The 15,223-nt window shown below is 74.1% G+C and carries 16 protein-coding genes; 11 read left to right on the top strand and 5 right to left on the bottom strand.

The window, feature by feature from the left end:
* Positions 1–9: 9 nt before the first annotated feature.
* The gene (locus V3C34_RS16945) at positions 10–1,209 is read right to left on the bottom strand and encodes a sensor histidine kinase (RefSeq protein ID WP_082817278.1); all 1,200 of its coding nucleotides are present in this window, start codon (positions 1,207–1,209) and stop codon (positions 10–12) included.
* A gap of 32 nt (positions 1,210–1,241) precedes the next feature.
* Here V3C34_RS16945 and V3C34_RS16940 point away from each other — a divergent pair, with 32 nt between their 5' ends.
* From V3C34_RS16940 to V3C34_RS16905, 8 genes are all read left to right on the top strand, one after another.
* The gene (locus tag V3C34_RS16940) at positions 1,242–2,096 is read left to right on the top strand and encodes a Fic family protein (RefSeq protein ID WP_068426121.1); all 855 of its coding nucleotides are present in this window, start codon (positions 1,242–1,244) and stop codon (positions 2,094–2,096) included.
* A 281-nt stretch (positions 2,097–2,377) separates the two neighbouring features.
* Entirely contained in the window at positions 2,378–3,094 is a 717-nt protein-coding gene (locus V3C34_RS16935; protein WP_338537552.1) for a hypothetical protein, read from the top strand.
* Positions 3,091–4,128, top strand: a complete 1,038-nt coding sequence (locus tag V3C34_RS16930) for a TadA family conjugal transfer-associated ATPase (protein ID WP_068321110.1) — start codon at positions 3,091–3,093, stop codon at positions 4,126–4,128. Before V3C34_RS16935 ends, V3C34_RS16930 begins: the two co-directional genes overlap by 4 nt.
* On the top strand, positions 4,125–4,805 hold the full coding sequence (locus tag V3C34_RS16925; protein ID WP_082817279.1) for a type II secretion system F family protein: 681 nt from the start codon (positions 4,125–4,127) through the stop codon (positions 4,803–4,805). Before V3C34_RS16930 ends, V3C34_RS16925 begins: the two co-directional genes overlap by 4 nt.
* On the top strand, positions 4,802–5,347 hold the full coding sequence (locus tag V3C34_RS16920; protein WP_068321116.1) for a type II secretion system F family protein: 546 nt from the start codon (positions 4,802–4,804) through the stop codon (positions 5,345–5,347). Before V3C34_RS16925 ends, V3C34_RS16920 begins: the two co-directional genes overlap by 4 nt.
* 215 nt (positions 5,348–5,562) lie before the next feature.
* On the top strand, positions 5,563–5,754 hold the full coding sequence (locus V3C34_RS16915) for a DUF4244 domain-containing protein (RefSeq protein WP_068321119.1): 192 nt from the start codon (positions 5,563–5,565) through the stop codon (positions 5,752–5,754).
* A 19-nt stretch (positions 5,755–5,773) separates the two neighbouring features.
* The gene (locus tag V3C34_RS16910; RefSeq protein ID WP_346007721.1) at positions 5,774–6,106 is read left to right on the top strand and encodes a TadE family type IV pilus minor pilin; all 333 of its coding nucleotides are present in this window, start codon (positions 5,774–5,776) and stop codon (positions 6,104–6,106) included.
* Positions 6,093–6,476: an Rv3654c family TadE-like protein gene (locus V3C34_RS16905; protein ID WP_068426134.1), complete on the top strand. Its 384-nt coding sequence runs from the start codon at positions 6,093–6,095 to the stop codon at positions 6,474–6,476. The genes V3C34_RS16910 and V3C34_RS16905 overlap by 14 nt, the downstream gene beginning before the upstream one ends.
* Before the next feature lie 59 nt (positions 6,477–6,535).
* Here V3C34_RS16905 and V3C34_RS16900 read toward each other — a convergent pair whose 3' ends face one another.
* Complete coding sequence (locus V3C34_RS16900) at positions 6,536–7,045, bottom strand: hypothetical protein (RefSeq protein ID WP_068321128.1); 510 nt, start codon at positions 7,043–7,045, stop codon at positions 6,536–6,538.
* Between the two features lie 21 nt (positions 7,046–7,066).
* Complete coding sequence (locus V3C34_RS16895; protein WP_346007720.1) at positions 7,067–9,391, bottom strand: DEAD/DEAH box helicase; 2,325 nt, start codon at positions 9,389–9,391, stop codon at positions 7,067–7,069.
* Positions 9,392–9,409: 18 nt separating this feature from the next.
* Between V3C34_RS16895 and V3C34_RS16890 the strand changes: the two genes are divergently transcribed.
* From V3C34_RS16890 to V3C34_RS16880, 3 genes are all read left to right on the top strand, one after another.
* Positions 9,410–9,763 carry an STAS domain-containing protein gene (locus V3C34_RS16890; RefSeq protein WP_068321133.1) on the top strand — a complete coding sequence of 118 codons (354 nt, stop codon included), beginning with the start codon at positions 9,410–9,412 and terminating at the stop codon, positions 9,761–9,763.
* A gap of 68 nt (positions 9,764–9,831) precedes the next feature.
* Complete coding sequence (locus V3C34_RS16885) at positions 9,832–12,168, top strand: sodium-translocating pyrophosphatase (RefSeq protein WP_068321137.1); 2,337 nt, start codon at positions 9,832–9,834, stop codon at positions 12,166–12,168.
* Positions 12,169–12,207: 39 nt separating this feature from the next.
* Entirely contained in the window at positions 12,208–13,719 is a 1,512-nt protein-coding gene (locus V3C34_RS16880; RefSeq protein WP_346007719.1) for a DUF7059 domain-containing protein, read from the top strand.
* 94 nt (positions 13,720–13,813) lie between these two features.
* On the opposite strand, the gene V3C34_RS16875 is transcribed toward V3C34_RS16880, so the two are convergent.
* Together V3C34_RS16875 and V3C34_RS16870 are read right to left on the bottom strand one after the other, a co-directional pair.
* Positions 13,814–14,197 carry a DUF4878 domain-containing protein gene (locus tag V3C34_RS16875; protein WP_068321141.1) on the bottom strand — a complete coding sequence of 128 codons (384 nt, stop codon included), beginning with the start codon at positions 14,195–14,197 and terminating at the stop codon, positions 13,814–13,816.
* Positions 14,198–14,308: 111 nt separating this feature from the next.
* The gene (locus V3C34_RS16870) at positions 14,309–15,097 is read right to left on the bottom strand and encodes a class III extradiol ring-cleavage dioxygenase (RefSeq protein WP_346007718.1); all 789 of its coding nucleotides are present in this window, start codon (positions 15,095–15,097) and stop codon (positions 14,309–14,311) included.
* Positions 15,098–15,223: the final 126 nt, after the last annotated feature.

Raw genomic sequence — 15,223 nt, 5'->3', positions numbered from 1 at the left:
GCCCCCACCCTAGGCGGGTTGCTCGAGGGCAGGGGAGTACTTGGGCACCCGGAACGAGACCTTCATCCCCGCGCCGGGAGCCGTGTCGACGACGAGGCCGAACTCCTCGCCGTAGACCTGGCGCAGCCGCGCGTCGACATTGCCCAGCCCCACGGAGTCGGAGCGGGACTGGCCGTCGAGGATCTTGCGGATCGTCTCGGGGTGGGCGCCGACCCCGTCGTCGTCGACGGAGAACTCCGCGACGCTGCCGTGGTCGGTCGCGCTGAGCACGACGTGCCCGGGTCCCTCCTTGGGCGCCAGGCCGTGCCGGACCGCGTTCTCGACCAGCGGCTGGATCGCGAGGTAGGGCACGCGGACGGGCAGCACCTCGGGCGCGATCTTCAGGGTGATGGACAGCCGGTCGCCGAAGCGGGCCTGCTCGAGGACGAGGTAGCGCTCGACATTGCGCAGCTCCTCGCTCACCGTCGTGAACGCACCGTCGCGACGCAGCGCGTAGCGGGTGAAGTCGGCGAACTCCAGGAGCAGCTCGCGCGCACGGGACGGGTCGGTGCGCACGAAGGAGGCGATCGCGGCGAGCGAGTTGTAGATGAAGTGCGGGGAGATCTGCGCCCGAAGCGCCCGCAGCTCCGCCTCCATGGCACGGGTGCGCTCGAAGGACAGGTCGGCCAGCTCGACCTGGGTCGCCACCCACGACGCGACCTCCTCGGCCGCTCGCGCCAGGCCGGCCGAGACCTGCGGGCCGTAACCCGCGATCGCGCCGACGACCCGGTCGTCGACGATGACGGGGGCGATGACGGCTGCCCGCACCGGGCACTCGGTCGAGGTGCACGTGACCGTGTCCGGCCCGAGGACGACGACCTGCCCCGAGGCGAGGACCGGCGCGGCCTGGTCCATCACGGCCGGCAGGTGGTGTCTCCCTTCGCCCTCCCAGACGATGACGCCGGAGGTGTCGCAGACCGCCAGCCCGGGGGTCGCGAGCATGGCCCGCAGGTACGGGGCGGCGCGCTCGCAGCCGTCGTCGGTGAATCCGTCGGCGAGGTGCCGACCGGCCATGGAGGCGGTGTGGAGGGTCTCGTAGGTCGCGAGGTCGGTGACCGAGATGAAGCCGGGTCGGGCCCGTCGCCAGCGCACGAGGGCGATGACGAGGCCCAGCGCGAGGAAGCCTCCCGTGACCACGGCCACGGTCGGCAGGTGCAGGCCGGCGTCCATGGGCGAACCCTAGTGCCGCCTACGCTGTGCGGGTGCCAGACTCAAGCCCGCTCGTCGCCGCCCTGACCCAGCTCGCCGCGATCCCGGAGGTCGCCGAGGCCTCGGACCGGGCCCGCGAGGCGTGCACCAACCTGCGCTGGCACGAGGCACTGCGCCGGCGGATCCCGGAGGCGTCCGCGGAGTCCCGCGTCCGCGGTGCCTGGGCGAGCGCCGAGCTCGACGGGGCCCGCTCGACCGCGACGATCGTGCGCGACCTCATGCGGGGGGCGCGGGAGCGCAGCCCCGACCCGGACCCGGCAGAGCGGGTCATCCACGGCGCCATCGCGGCCACCGCGGAGAGCGAGCACCTGCGCGACCTCGTCACCCGCTCGCCCGGGCAGGCGCTGGCGCGCCTGCACACCGCGGCGGCGGCGCAGCTGGTCACGGACCACGGCCAGCTCGGTCGGCCCCGCGTCGAGGGGGAGGGGTGCGAGGAGTTCGCCGACCTCGGCCCGGCGCCGACGGGCGAGGAGCTGCGGCGCCGGCTGTCCGGGATCATCGAGCTCATGCAGTCGGCGAGCGAGGCGCCGGCGCTCGTCGTCGCCTCGATCGTGCACGCGGAGATCGCGACCGTGCGGCCCTTCGTCGTCGGCAACGGGCTCGTCGCGCGGGCCGTGGAGCGGGCGATGATCGCCGCGACCGGGCTCGACCCCACGGGCGTCGCGGTGCCCGAGGCGGGGCACGGCCACGAGGGCGGTCCGGCGTACCTCGGCTCGCTCGGGGGCTACGTGCACGGTGGCGTGCCGGGGGTCACGTTGTGGCTGAGGCACTGCGGTGACTCGCTCGTCGCGGGCGCCGAGGAGGGCTGGCGGGTGGCCGACTCGGTGCGTGCGGGGCGCCTCGGCTGAGACCCTCGGCACCTCGCGCGCGTCGGGAATTGCGTTCCCGGCGTGGAGGGTTATTGTTGTCCTCAGCTGCTCCCTTCGGGTCGAGCGGCCAACGCCCGGCTCCCTCCCCCCGGAGTCCGCGCGTTGACGGCCCCGGCGCTCCCCCGCCGGGGCCGTCCCCTTTCCTGGGAGTGTGCTCCACGGACCACGCTCGTCCACAGACCACGGTGGCGTGAAGGGGGCATCCACAGGGCCGCCGGCCCCGTTCCGGGCGCCGTCGGGTCGGGGGCAGGGTCGAGGACATGCATCCCGTCGTCATCGTCACCGGCGCCTCCGGAGGGCTCGGCGCCTCCACGCTCGCTGCCGTCACGGCCACCGTGCTCGCCCGCGACGGCTCACCGGTGCTCGTCGACGGCGCCTTCGCCTCCGGTGGGCTCGATGCCACGGTCGCCGCGGAGCACCTCGACGGGCTGCGCTGGGGTGATCTCGCCGAGCACGAAGGGGAGGTCGACGCCGCCCGCCTGCGCCGGGCCCTGCCGCTCGGGCCGGTGCCTGTCCTCGCCGCCCGCGGGCGGCGCCCTTCCCCCGGGGCGGTGCGCGAGGTGATGCTGGGGCTGGCGGCCGAGGGGCCGGTGGTCGTCGACCTGCCCGCGATGGGCCGGGTGCCGGCGGTGTGGGCGGAGCTGGCCGCGCTCGTCGTGCTCGTGGTCGGCCTGCGGCCCCGGTGGCTGCGCGACGGGGAGGTGGTCGCGGGCGCGCTCGGGGACCTGCGCGGGTCGACGTTGCTCGTCACCCGCGGGCCGCGGCGGGCGGAACGGGTCTCGGAGCGGGCGGCCGAGCACCTGGGGCTACCGCTGCTCGATCACCTCGCCGACGACCCGGGCGTCGTCCGCGACGAGGCCCACGGACGCGCGCCCCGGCCCAGAGGAGCCGTCGGCGAGGTGGCGCGGGCCCTCGCCGCGGAGCTGCCCGGCCACGGCCCGGCGCTCGCCGAGCGTGTCCTGGGGCTGGCGTCATGAGGTGGTCGAGCGCGATCGACGAGCAGGTGCGCGCTGGCAGGGCCCCGGACATCGGGGTCATCGACGAGGTGGCCCGCTCCGAGGCGGTGCGCCTGGGTGCGGCCGGGACGGCGCGGAGGTCGGGGGAGCTGCGCGCGGACCTCATGGGTCTCGGTGCGCTCGAGCCGCTCGTCGCCGACGCGCTCGTGACCGACGTGCTCGTCAACGGGGACGGCTCGGTGTGGGTCGACCGGGGCGAGGGCGTGACCCGGGCCGACGTGGTCGTCGGGGACGCGGACGCGGTCCGGCGCCTGGCCACGCGGCTGTCGGCGATCGCGGGGCGGCGTCTCGACGACGCCCAGCCCTGGGTGGACGGCCTGCTGCCGCGCGGGATCCGCCTGCACGCCGTGCTCCCGCCGTTGGTGGCCGACGGGGCACACGTGAGCCTGCGCATCCCGCGGCACCGGGGCGGTGGGCTCGACGCGCTCGTCCGGCTCGGTATGGCCACCCCCGCCCAGGCGGAGCAGCTGCGCGAGGTCGTCGCCGACAAGCGCGCCCACGTGGTCACCGGGGGGACGGGGACCGGCAAGACGACGCTCCTCGCGGCGATGCTCGCCGAGGTGCCGTCCGCAGAGCGGCTGCTCGTCGTCGAGGACGTGGGGGAGATCCAGGTCGGGCACCCTCACGTGGTGCGGTTGCAGGCGCGGGCGGCCAACACCGAGGGCGCCGGTGAGGTGACGATGGTCGATCTTGTGCGGCAGGCGCTGCGGATGCGGCCCGACCGGCTCGTCGTCGGAGAGGTGCGGGGCGCGGAGGTGCGTGACCTCTTGCTCGCGCTCAACACGGGGCACGAAGGGGGCTGCGGCACCCTCCACGCCAACCGCGCCGAGGACGTGCCCAGTCGCTTCGAGGCGCTGGGTGCGCTCGCCGGCATGAGCCGTGAGGCGGTGCGCGCCCAGCTGGTCAGCGCGATCGAGGTGGTCGTGCACCTGCGGCGGGTCGGTGGGCGTCGCGTCGTCGACTCGATCGGCCCGCTGCCCGGGGTGCGGACATGACACTCGCCGTGGTCGGCCTCGTGCTCGCGGCCGTGCTGCTCTGGCCGGGACCGACGACGGGCGTGTCCCTCACGGCGCCCGCCGCGCCCAGTCGTGGGTGGTGGACCCTTGGGACCGCAGGTGGACGCCTGCGCGACCTCGAGTCCCTCGCCGTCGTCGCCGACCTGCTGGCGATGGCCTTGCGCTCGGGAGCGACTCCCGTGGCTGCCGTGCGGGTGGTGACGGGCGAGGCCCCACGGCCGTGGCGGTCGGTGCTCGAGGAGGTGGGGGCCGAGCTCGCGACCGGGGGTGGCGCGGGCGGGGTGTGGCGGAGGCACGCGGCCGGGCGTCCCGAGCTGGGTCCGCTCGCGGGCGCCTGGTCGCTGAGCGAGGACCTCGGCGTCGCCCTCGCCCCGTCCATGGCGACCAGCGCGCAGGTGCTGCGGGCCCGGGTGCAGGCGCGGCGCCGCCTCGAGGCGGCGACCGCGGGTGCGCGGGCGACGATGCACATGCTGACGCTGCTGCCACTCGTGGGGATGCTCGCGGGGTTCGCCTTCGGCCTCACGCCCTGGGAGGTGTACGGCCACAGCGCGGTGACGATGGGCGCGGCCGTCCTGGGGCTCGTGCTCACCGCCGTCGGGTGGCTCGTCTGCCGGTGGGTGCTCGCACGGGCCGTGCAGCCGAGGGTCCACACGTGAGCATCCTCGTGGTGCTGCTCGTGGTGGTCGCGGTGGCGGTGTGGCCGGGCCGGGCCGCCGGCGTGGGGTGGCTGCGGCGGGAGCCGGAGCCACCCAGGTCGACGGCCTCGCTCACGGTCGACGAGGTCGCCGACTCGAGCGTCCTCCTGGCGCTCGCGCTGCAGTCCGGGCGGGGCCTGGTCCAGGCCTTGGAGGAGGTCGCCGAGGTGTCCGCGCAGGGCGCGGGCGAGGACCTGCACCGGGTGGCCGCCGCACTCGGGTGGGGCCGCTCGATGGCGGAGTCCTGGACCTACGCGCGAGAGCTGTGGGGTCCGACGGCGACGGCCTTCGTCGTCGCCGACGCGGTGGGTGCCCCCTCTGCCGCGGTGCTGCTCGACGCGGCCGAGACCCTGCGGGACACCGAGGCCAGACGGCTCGAGGAGTCCGGGGGCAAGGCCGCCGTGATGCTCGTCCTCCCGCTCGGGCTGTGCTTCCTGCCGGCCTTCATCGCGACCGCGGTCATCCCGCTGGTCGCCGTGCTCGTGGGGACCCAGCTCGGCTGACCCGTCGGCGCGCCCCACGGGTCGAGGTGATCCCGACCGGGTGGGCGGTCGCTGCGACCTCGACCCGGCCAGCCGAGATCGGCGCTTTCCCCAACCCGGTCCTGCGTGTCGTGACGGTCCACAGGTCCCGCGCGACCCTCCCGCGTGCGGGCCCAGGGGCGAAGGGTGGAAGTCAGCGCAGCACACCAGGTGCTGCCGAGAGGGAGGAACGACCCATGAAGAAGTCCATCGTCAGCTGGGTCCACCGTGGGCGACTGGCCTGCGAGGCCGGGATGACCACGGCGGAGTACGCGGTCGGCACGCTCGCCGCGTGCACCTTCGCGATCGTGCTGCTCGCGGTCGTGAAGTCCGGGACGATCAAGACGGGCCTGTCGGGTGTCATCCTCGAGGCGCTCGGCATCCGCTGAGGGGACGGGGGACGCGGGGATGGTGACGGCGGAGCTCGCCCTCACCATCCCCGCGGTCGTCCTCGTCCTCGTCATCTGCCTGTCCGCCCTGTCCTGGGGCGTCGACCGGGTGCGCTGCGTGGACGCCGCCAGGGTGGCCGTCCGTGAGCTGGCCCGGGGCGAGTCCCCGTCCCGTGCGCTCACGGACGCGCAGCGCACGGCTCCCGACGGGGCGCGTCTGGAGGCCGGGCGCAGCGGCTCGGACGTCACCGTCACCGTGACGGCTCCGTCACCACCGGCCCTGGCCTTCGCGGCCGCGGAGACCTCGTGCTCGTCGACCGCCCGGCTCGAGTCCGTCGATGTCGCCCCGTGAGCTGCGCGCCGAGGCCGGCTCGTCGACGGTCCTGGCTGTCGGGCTCATCGCGGTCCTGCTCACCATCACGCTCGCGGCCCTGGCCGTCCTCAGCGCGGTGCGGGCGGCGCACGTCGCCCGCTCTGCGGCGGACCTGTCCGCCCTCGCGGGGGCTGTCGAGTACCAGCAGTCGGCCGACGCGGGCGGCGCGTGCGCCGAAGCCCGCCGTGTGGCTGCACACCACGACGTGGCGGTCATCGGCTGCGATGTCGGTGGCGGGGGCGAGGTGACCGTCACGGTGTCGGCGAGGATCCCCCTTCGCCTCGGCGGGGTCGGCCCGGACCATGCCGAGGGGAGGGCTCGCGCCGGCCCGTCACCGGAGGACGGGTGATGCCCCGGACCGCCTCCCCGAGGACCCTCCGTGGCCGGCCACGACCACGGCCTGGCCCGTCAGGGGCGCGGGTCGCGACGGATCGGGCGCGTCGCGTCCGGTCCGAGGGCGTCGCGGCCCGGGGTGGCGACACCCGTGTCGATGCGCTCGGTCGGCTGGTCGGTGAGCGTCGGGTCGTGTCGCTCGGCCACCTCGGCGCGCTCGCGGGCGATCTCGGTGGAGACGCGCTGGTCCTGGAGCTCGCGGTCGCGGCGGGCCACCTCCTCGCGGTGGGCCGCCTCCTGGTCGGCGAGGCGCTGCCTGGCGGCCAGCTCCTGCTCCTTGCGCTGGCGGCGCTGTCTGGTCCGTCGCGTCAGGGCCGCCTTGATGAGCACGAGCCCGAGCCACAGCAGGAGCATCGTCGCCATGCCCGCGACGACGAGCGCGAGCGGGTCGAGGGTGATCGTCACCGCGTCGAAGAGCTTGATGTCGACGTCCTGGCCGGCGACGTCCGGGGCCTGGGTGCCGAGGAGCAGGGCCGCGCCGAGCGCGAGGGCGACGAGCACGAGGATGAGGCCGAGGATGACCATGGCAGTAGCTCCCGGAAGTTGTCAGCCCGCGGTCTCCTGCAGCGGGTCCTCGCTCACTGTATGTCCGAGCGAGGCCAGGAGCAGGTCGAGCAGCGCGACGGCGCCGCGAGCGTCCAGCGGCTCGTTGCCGTTGCCGCACTTGGGCGACACGACGCAGGCCGGGCAGCCGTCGCCGCTGCACCCGCACGCGGCGATCGTCTCGCGGGTCATCGTCAGCCACTCGCCGATCCGCTCGTGCGCGCGTGCCGCGAACCCCGCACCCCCGGGGTGCCCGTCATAGACCATCACGGTGGGCAGCCCCGTCTGCGGGTGCTGGTCGGTGGAGACCCCGCCGATGTCCCACCGGTCGCACGTGGCGAGGAGCGGGAGCATCCCGATCGCGGCGTGCTCCGCGGCGTGCGCGGCGCCCGGCACGTCCTGCTCGGCGACACCGGCCCGCGCCAGCGCCTCCGGCGTCATCGTCCACCACACCGCCCGGGTCGAGAGGGTCCGCTCGGGCAGGTCGAGCTCGTGGCGGCCGATGACCTCGCCGCCCGGCAGTCGCCGGAGGAACCCGGTCACCTGACGGCGCACGTCCACCCGGCCGAAGGAGACCCGGACCGGTCCGTGGTCGACCCCGACCTCCTCGGCGACGATGTCGAAGGAGGACACCGACTGGGCGTGCGTCGACCACCCCGGGTCGCCCAGCACGACCGTGGCCGTCGACTGCTCGAGATCGAGGTCGGTGACGACGAAGGTGCGCCCCTGGTGCACGTGCACGGCGCCCGTGTGGACCTGCGCGTGCGCCGAGCTCTCGTCGACCGTCCCGACGACGCGACCGGACCTCCCTTCGACGATGCTCACCACCTCGCCGATGCCGCGCAGGGACACGTGCTCACCGGGCCGGTCGGGCCGGGTCCAGAACCAGCCGCCGGGGCGGGCACGCAGGATCCCTCGCGTGACGAGCACGTCGAGGACGCCGCTCAGCCCCTCGCCGAACCAGCGTTCGTCGTCGAGGGTCACGGGGATCTCCGCGGCCGCGCAGGCCACGTGCGGCACGAGGACGTGGAGGTTGCGCGGGTCGAGCACGCTCGTCTCGACCGGCGCGTCGAAGACCGCCTCGGGGTGCTCCACCACCCAGGTGTCGAGCGGGTCGTCGCCGGCGAGCAGCACGGCGAGGGCGTCCTGCCCGTCCCGCCCGGCGCGACCCGCCTGCTGCCACACCGAGGCCAGCCGACCGGGCCACCCGGCCATGAGGACGACGTCGAGCCCGGCGATGTCGATGCCGAGCTCGAGCGCGTTGGTCGCGGCGAGCCCGAGCAGGTCGCGGTCGCGCAGCCGACGCTCGATGATCCGCCGTTCCTCGGGCAGGTAGCCGCCCCGGTAGGCCGCGATCCTCCCTTCGTCCACTGCGCTCACCCGCCGCGCGGCGGAGGAGGCGAGGGCCTCGACGCCCGCCCGCGACCGCGCGAACGCGAGCGTCTGGACGTCCCGGCCCACGAGCTCGACCATGAGCTCGGCGGCCTCCGTCGTGGGGGAGCGGCGGGCGCCCTCGTCGTCCTCCGGCGGCTGCCACAGCGCGAAGGTCAGCGCCCCGCGGGGCGAGCCGTCTCGCGTCACCGCGAGCACGTCGTCCCCGATGAGCCGCGAGGCGTGGCCGCCCGGGTCGCCGACGGTGGCCGAGGCGAGGACGAACACCGGGTCGGCGCCGTACCGGCGTGCCACCCGCCGCAGCCGGCGGATGAGCAGGGCGACGTGCGACCCGAAGACCCCCCGGTAGACGTGGCACTCGTCGATGACGACGTAGCGCAGCCGCCGCAGCACGTGCGCCCAGTGCTCGTGCCCCGGCAGCAGGGAGTGGTGCACGAGGTCGGGGTTGGTGAGGATGACGTCGGCGTGGTCGCGGATCCAGCGCCGCTCGTCGGTCGGGGTGTCGCCGTCGTACGTCGCGGCGCGGATGCCGGGGACCGCCCACGACTGGATCCGCGCCAGCTGGTCGGCGGCCAGCGCCTTGGTCGGGGACAGGTAGAGCGCGGTCGCGCCGCGGCCGTTGGCGGCGGCCCGACCCTCGAGCACCGCGGTGAGCGAAGGGAGGAGGTACCCCAGCGACTTGCCCGAGGCCGTACCGGTCGCCAGGACGACGTGCCTGCCCTCCCGTGCCGCCTCGGCGGCAGCGGCCTGGTGTGACCAGAGCCGGTCGATGCCGGCGCCGGCGAGGGCGGTCCGCAGCGGCGGGGCGACCCAGTCCGGCAGGTCGGCGTGCTCCGCAGGGCGACGGGGCATCGACTCGACGTGCCGCACCCGGTCCTCGCGGCCGGCGGCCAGGGCGCGGAGCAGGTCGGGGGCCTGCGGACGGGTGCTGGACATGTGATCTACGGTAGGCCGGTGCCCATCACGATCACGACCAGCGAAGCGGGCGAGGTCCACATCGTCCACGTCAGTGGTGAGATCGACGTGACCTCCGCCGCCGTGCTGCGCGACGCGCTCGAGGCGCTCATCGCCGATGGGCGCCGCCGTCTGACCCTCGACCTGTCCGCGGTGACCTTCATGGACTCCACCGGCCTGGGGATCGTCGTCGGGCGCCTCAAGCGCCTCTCCCGCCACGGCGGGACGATGACCGTCGCGGCCGCCCACCCCCGGGTGCTGCGGGTCTTCTCCATCACCGGCCTCGACCAGCTCCTCGACGTCCACCCGGATGTCGACGCCGCAGTCCGCGCCGCGGAGGCAACTCGGCAGTAGTGTGAGCCAACGGTCGTGCCGCCACGACGACGGTCCGGCCGTGACCCGCGCCCATCAAGGAGGATGGCATGGCTGGCTCGCACGCGTCCCTGACCGCAGCGTCATCGATCACGCTCGACGGCACCAACCTCGGGCTCGTCGGCGGCGTGGCCGCGATCGGCCTCCTCGCGCTCGTCCTGGGGGTGGTCCTGCGGGGGCAGGTGCTCGCCGCGGGCGCCGGCACCGAGCGCATGCAGGAGATCGCCGGGGCGGTCGAGGAGGGCGCGCACGCCTACCTGCGGCGGCAGTTCAGGACGCTCGTCGTCTTCGTCGTCCTCGTCTTCGTCCTACTCCTCTTCCTGCCCGCCGACACCGCGGGGGTCCGCTGGGGACGGTCCGGGTTCTTCGTCCTCGGCGCCGTCTTCTCCGCGACGATCGGCTACCTGGGCATGTCGCTCGCGGTCAAGGCCAATGTCCGCGTCGCCCAGGCCGCCCGCTCGACCGGTCGCGACGACGGGATGCGGATCGCCTTCCGCACCGGCGGGACGGTCGGCATGTTCACCGTCGGCCTCGGCCTGATCGGTGCGGCCGTCGTCGTCCTCGCCTACCGCGGTGACGCTCCCAAGGTCCTCGAGGGCTTCGGCTTCGGTGCCGCCCTGCTCGCGATGTTCATGCGCGTCGGCGGCGGCATCTTCACCAAGGCCGCCGACGTCGGCGCCGACCTCGTCGGCAAGGTCGAGGCCGGCATCCCCGAGGACGACCCGCGCAACGCCGCCACCATCGCCGACAACGTCGGTGACAACGTCGGCGACTGCGCCGGCATGGCCGCGGACCTCTTCGAGTCCTACGCCGTGATGCTCGTCGCGGCGCTCATCCTCGGCTCCGCGGCCTTCGGCGCCTACGGCCTCGTCTTCCCCCTGCTCATCCCCGCCATCGGCGCCGTGACGGCCATGATCGGCATCTTCATCACCCGCGCGCGGGCGGGGGAGTCGGCGCTCGACGCGATCAACCGCGGCTTCTACATCTCTGCGGTGATCTCCGCGGTCCTGTGCGCCGTCGCGGCGTACACCTACCTGCCCGGCGCCTACGCCGACCTGGGCTCGCCCGACGAGGGCGTCGCCGCCCTCGTGGGCGACCCGCGCCGGGCGGCGCTGCTCGCCGTCGTCCTCGGCATCGTGCTGGCCGCCGTCATCCTGCGCATGACCGGGTACTACACGGGGACCGACAAGCGACCGACGATGGACGTCGCGCGCACCACCGAGACCGGCGCCGCGACCGTCATCCTCTCCGGCATCAGCCTCGGCCTCGAGTCAGCCGTCTACAAGGTCGTGACGATCGCGGTCTGCATCTACCTGGCCTTCCTCCTCGGCGGCTCGTCGGTCGTGCTCGGGCTCTTCTTCATCGCGCTCGCCGGCTGCGGGCTGCTCACGACCGTCGGCGTCATCGTCGCCATGGACACCTTCGGCCCGGTCTCGGACAACGCCCAGGGCATCGCCGAGATGTCCGGTGACGTCGACGGCGAGGCCGCACAGATCCTCACCGAGCTCGACGCCGTCGGCAACACGACCAAGGCGATCACCAAGGGCATCGCGATCGCGACGGCCGTGCTCGCCGCGACGGCGCTCTTCGGCAGCTACACGGACGCGTGGACCTCGGCAGTCCGCGCGGTCGACCCGGGCTCGCTCTCCAAGGACCGGGTGTCCGACCTCGAGCAGATGGTCAACACCCAGATCGTCGCCCCCAACGTCCTCGTCGGCGTGCTCGTCGGCGCCGCGGTTGTCTTCCTCTTCTCCGGCCTGGCGATCAACGCGGTCACCGTGGCCGCCGGGTCGATCGTCCACGAGGTGCGCCGGCAGTTCCGCGAGCACCCGGGGATCATGGCCGGCACCGAGAAGCCCGAGTACGCCCGCGTGGTCGACATCTGCACCCGCGACTCGCTGACGAAGCTCGCGACCCCCGGCCTGCTGGCCGCCCTCACCCCGATCATCGTCGGCTTCGGGCTGGGCATCGGGGCGCTCGCCGGGTTCCTCGCCGGCGCCATCGCCTGCGGCGCGCTCATGGCCGTCTTCCTCGCCAACTCCGGCGGCGCGTGGGACAACGCGAAGAAGATCGTCGAGGACGGCAAGCACGGCGGCAAGGGCTCGTCCGGCCACGAGGCCGCGGTCATCGGTGACACCGTCGGCGACCCCTTCAAGGACACCGCCGGGCCGGCGATCAACCCGCTCATCAAGGTGATGAACCTCGTCGCCGTCCTCATCGCCCCGGCGATCATCACCCTCTACCTCGGCGACGACACCGACCAGATGATCCGCTGGGGCATCGCACTCGTCGCGTTCGTCGTCATCGTCGGCGCGCTGCTCTACTCCAAGCGTGACGACGTCGCGATGGCCGACCCGGACGTCGAGCCGGTCCTCGACCGAGCCTGACGGGCGAAGGGAGCGGGCCGGGCTGGCTAGGCTCGTCGGGTGAGTACCTCGGCGACCCTGCGCACCGACCCGGCCCTGCTCGACTCCCTGAGGGAGGACCTGGCGGGCGCCCCCTTCGGCGTGGACGAGGTGCGTGAACGCCTCGGTGCCCTCGCCAGCGCGGCCCTCGGCCGGGAGCAGACCCTGCCCGCACGGCGCGCGGTCGCCGGCGCGAGCGACCCGCTCGGCGTGCTCATCGGGTGCTTCGGGCTCGGGCTGCCCACGGCCGCGGACGACCTGGCGAGCGCCCTGCCGCGCACGGGCGTCACCGGCGCCGTCGCCCTCGGGATCGTCGAGCCGGAGGGCGCGCACGTCCGGGCCACCTGCGACCTGCGGCCCTACGGGGACGACACCGGGCACGCGTGGTGGGTCGCCTCCGACCCCACGGAGCACGCCCGCAGCGAGCCGCTGCCCGTCGACCACGTGCTCGGCATCGGTGGCGCCTCGACGACCCTCGCGTCGTGGACCCCCCGCACCCGCGTCGCCCGCGCCCTCGACCTCGGCACCGGCTGCGGCGTCCAGGCCCTGCACCTGTCGACCCACGCCGAGCACGTCGTCGCGACCGACCTGTCGCGCCGCGCGCTCGGCTACGCCGCCTTCAACGCCGCGCTCAACCGCGCCGACTGGGACCTGCGCGAGGGCAGCTTCCTCGAGCCGGTGGCCGGGGAGGCCTTCGACCTCGTCGTGAGCAATCCGCCCTTCGTCATCACGCCGCGGAGCGGGGACGTGCCGCTCTACGAGTACCGCGACGGGGGCGCCGCCGGTGACGCGGTCGTCGCCGCCCTGACGAAGGGGGTCGGCGCCCACCTCGCGCCCGGAGGCGTCGCCCAGCTCCTCGGCAACTGGGAGACCGGCGCCGGCCAGGACTGGCGCGACCGGGTCGGGGAGTGGGTCGCGGAGAGCGGCCTCGACGCGTGGGTCGTGCAGCGCGACGTGCAGGACCCGGCGGAGTACGCCGAGCTGTGGACCCGCGACGGCGGTCACCTGCCGGGCACGAGCGAGCACGACACGCTGGTCGGCGCCTGGCTGGACGACTTCGCGTCGCGCCGCGTGGAGCAGATCGGCTTCGGGATCATCACGCTGCACCGACCCACGGCGCAGCGGACCCCCTTCGTCGACCTCGTCGAGGCGCACGGACCGGTTGCCACCCCGATGGGGCCGACCATCGCTGCCGGGCTCGTCGCCCGCGACCGGCTCGCCGGCCTCGACGACGACGCCCTGCTCGACACCGCGTGGCGCTGCGCCGACGACGTGACCACCGAGACGCACGCGGCTCCCGGCGCCACCGACCCCAATGTCATCGTGCTGAGGCAGGGCGGGGGACTGGCGCGCTCGATCCGCCTCGACACCCTCGACGCGGCCCTGGTGTCCGTGAGCGACGGCGAGCTGACCGCCCGGCAGTCGCTCACCGCGATCTCCGCGCTGCTCGACCTGCCGACCGGTGAGGCGCTCGGGGCCGGCGCGACGCTCGTGCGGCGCCTGGCCGCCGACGGCCTGATCCTGCCCGCCTGAGTCTGACCCCACGCGCAGAGGGTCACGTCATGCACCAAGAACGCGTCTGATGTGCACGACGTGACCCTCTGGGGGTGCTAGCGGGGTGTCGAGGTCACTGCATGGTGATCTTCCACTCGTCCTCGACCTTGACCAGCTTGACGTCGTTCTCCTCGTCCTTGCTGTTCTTGACCTTGACGGTGGCGGTCTTCTCGTCCTCGGAGACCGTGGAGGAGAGGATCTCGATGTCGTCGGCGTTGGCCTCCTCGGCCAGGTCGTCGCCGCCCTCCTTCATGCCCTCGACGCACGTGGTGCCGGCCGACTCCATGGTCTTGAGCATCTCGGGGTCGATGCTGTCGCAGACCTTGTCGTAGTCCTTGTCCTCGAAGGCCTGAGCGAAGTCCGTGACGGCCTGCTCCGCGTCCTTCTCCGGGCTGCCGCAGGCCGAGAGGCCCAGCGCGAGCCCGCTGGCGGCGATGATGGTGGCGAGCTTCTTCATGGGGTCCTCCCCGGTCGTGGCGCGGCCGTGGTGCAGCGCTCGTCGGTCACGACCCTAACGACGCCGGCCGGGGTGGGCGATGGGGAGGACTGCCCGCCCCGGTCGGTCCGATCAGTCGAACTGCCAGGAGCGCTTGGACAGGCCGAACCAGAAGCCGTCGACCGCCGTCCGGCGCTCGGTCGCGCCGGAGGCCTCGGCCGCGCCCATCGCGATGTACAGCGGCGCCCAGTGCTCGGTGCGCGGGTGCGCCTCGTGGGAGGCGGGTGCCAGCTCGAGCATCCGCTCGAGGGCGTCGACGTCACCGGCCGCCACGGTCTCGGCGGCCCAGTGGTCGAACTCGCTCGAGGCGGATGGGGGCGTGGCGTCGGCGCCGGCACGCGGGTTGAACCAGCGCAGGTTGTGCGTCGTGAAGCCCGAGCCGACGATGAGCGTGCGCTGGTCGCGAAGGGGGGCGAGCGCCCGGCCGATCTCGAGCAGGCGGTGCGGGTCGAGGGTCGGCATCGACATCTGGAGCACCGGCACGTCGGCCTCGGGGAACATCTCCACGAGCGGCACGTAGGCGCCGTGGTCCAGGCCACGGGTCTCGTCGCGCTGGACGTCGACCCCCTTCGCCCCGAGGAGGGAGGAGACCTCGGCGGCCAGGCCGGGGGCGAGCGGCGCGTCGTACTCGACCTCGAAGTACTTCTGCGGGAAACCCCAGAAGTCGTAGGTGAGCGGCACCTTGCGCTGCGTGGGGCTGACCGTGACGGGGGCGTTCTCCCAGTGCGCCGAGACCATGAGGATGTTCTTCGGCTTCTCGAAGGAGCCCGACCAACGGGCGAGCTCGGCGGTCCAGCGGGCGTCGTCGGCCAGCGGGGGAGCGCCGTGGGACAGGAACAGCACGGGCGGGGTGGCGGTCATGCACCCATAATACTTGTATCTTCAATGAAAATCCACCCCCGGCGGAATGGGTTCCGACCCGGCCACCGGGGCGTAGTACGGTCGGCGCCAGCGACCCGTGCGTCGAGGCAGCGACGAATCCGCTGC

The sequence above is a fragment of the Janibacter terrae genome (genome assembly GCF_039636765.1).
In the GTDB taxonomy this organism is placed as follows: domain Bacteria; phylum Actinomycetota; class Actinomycetes; order Actinomycetales; family Dermatophilaceae; genus Janibacter; species Janibacter terrae.
Note: the sequence above shows the minus strand (reverse complement) of the source record. Positions and strands in the feature narration are given on the sequence as shown.

Bases quoted from the DNA above. Each gene is read 5' to 3' on its own strand.
- V3C34_RS16910 (WP_346007721.1), top strand. From the start codon at position 5,774: ATGGTGACGGCGGAGCTCGCCCTCACCATCCCCGCGGTCGTCCTCGTC.
- V3C34_RS16915 (WP_068321119.1), top strand. From the start codon at position 5,563: ATGAAGAAGTCCATCGTCAGCTGGGTCCACCGTGGGCGACTGGCCTGC.
- V3C34_RS16925 (WP_082817279.1), top strand. From the start codon at position 4,125: ATGACACTCGCCGTGGTCGGCCTCGTGCTCGCGGCCGTGCTGCTCTGG.
- V3C34_RS16875 (WP_068321141.1), bottom strand. From the start codon at position 14,197: ATGAAGAAGCTCGCCACCATCATCGCCGCCAGCGGGCTCGCGCTGGGC.
- V3C34_RS16885 (WP_068321137.1), top strand. From the start codon at position 9,832: ATGGCTGGCTCGCACGCGTCCCTGACCGCAGCGTCATCGATCACGCTC.
- V3C34_RS16895 (WP_346007720.1), bottom strand. From the start codon at position 9,391: ATGTCCAGCACCCGTCCGCAGGCCCCCGACCTGCTCCGCGCCCTGGCC.
- V3C34_RS16870 (WP_346007718.1), bottom strand. From the start codon at position 15,097: ATGACCGCCACCCCGCCCGTGCTGTTCCTGTCCCACGGCGCTCCCCCG.
- V3C34_RS16900 (WP_068321128.1), bottom strand. From the start codon at position 7,045: ATGGTCATCCTCGGCCTCATCCTCGTGCTCGTCGCCCTCGCGCTCGGC.
- V3C34_RS16930 (WP_068321110.1), top strand. From the start codon at position 3,091: ATGAGGTGGTCGAGCGCGATCGACGAGCAGGTGCGCGCTGGCAGGGCC.
- V3C34_RS16935 (WP_338537552.1), top strand. From the start codon at position 2,378: ATGCATCCCGTCGTCATCGTCACCGGCGCCTCCGGAGGGCTCGGCGCC.
- V3C34_RS16905 (WP_068426134.1), top strand. From the start codon at position 6,093: ATGTCGCCCCGTGAGCTGCGCGCCGAGGCCGGCTCGTCGACGGTCCTG.
- V3C34_RS16945 (WP_082817278.1), bottom strand. From the start codon at position 1,209: ATGGACGCCGGCCTGCACCTGCCGACCGTGGCCGTGGTCACGGGAGGC.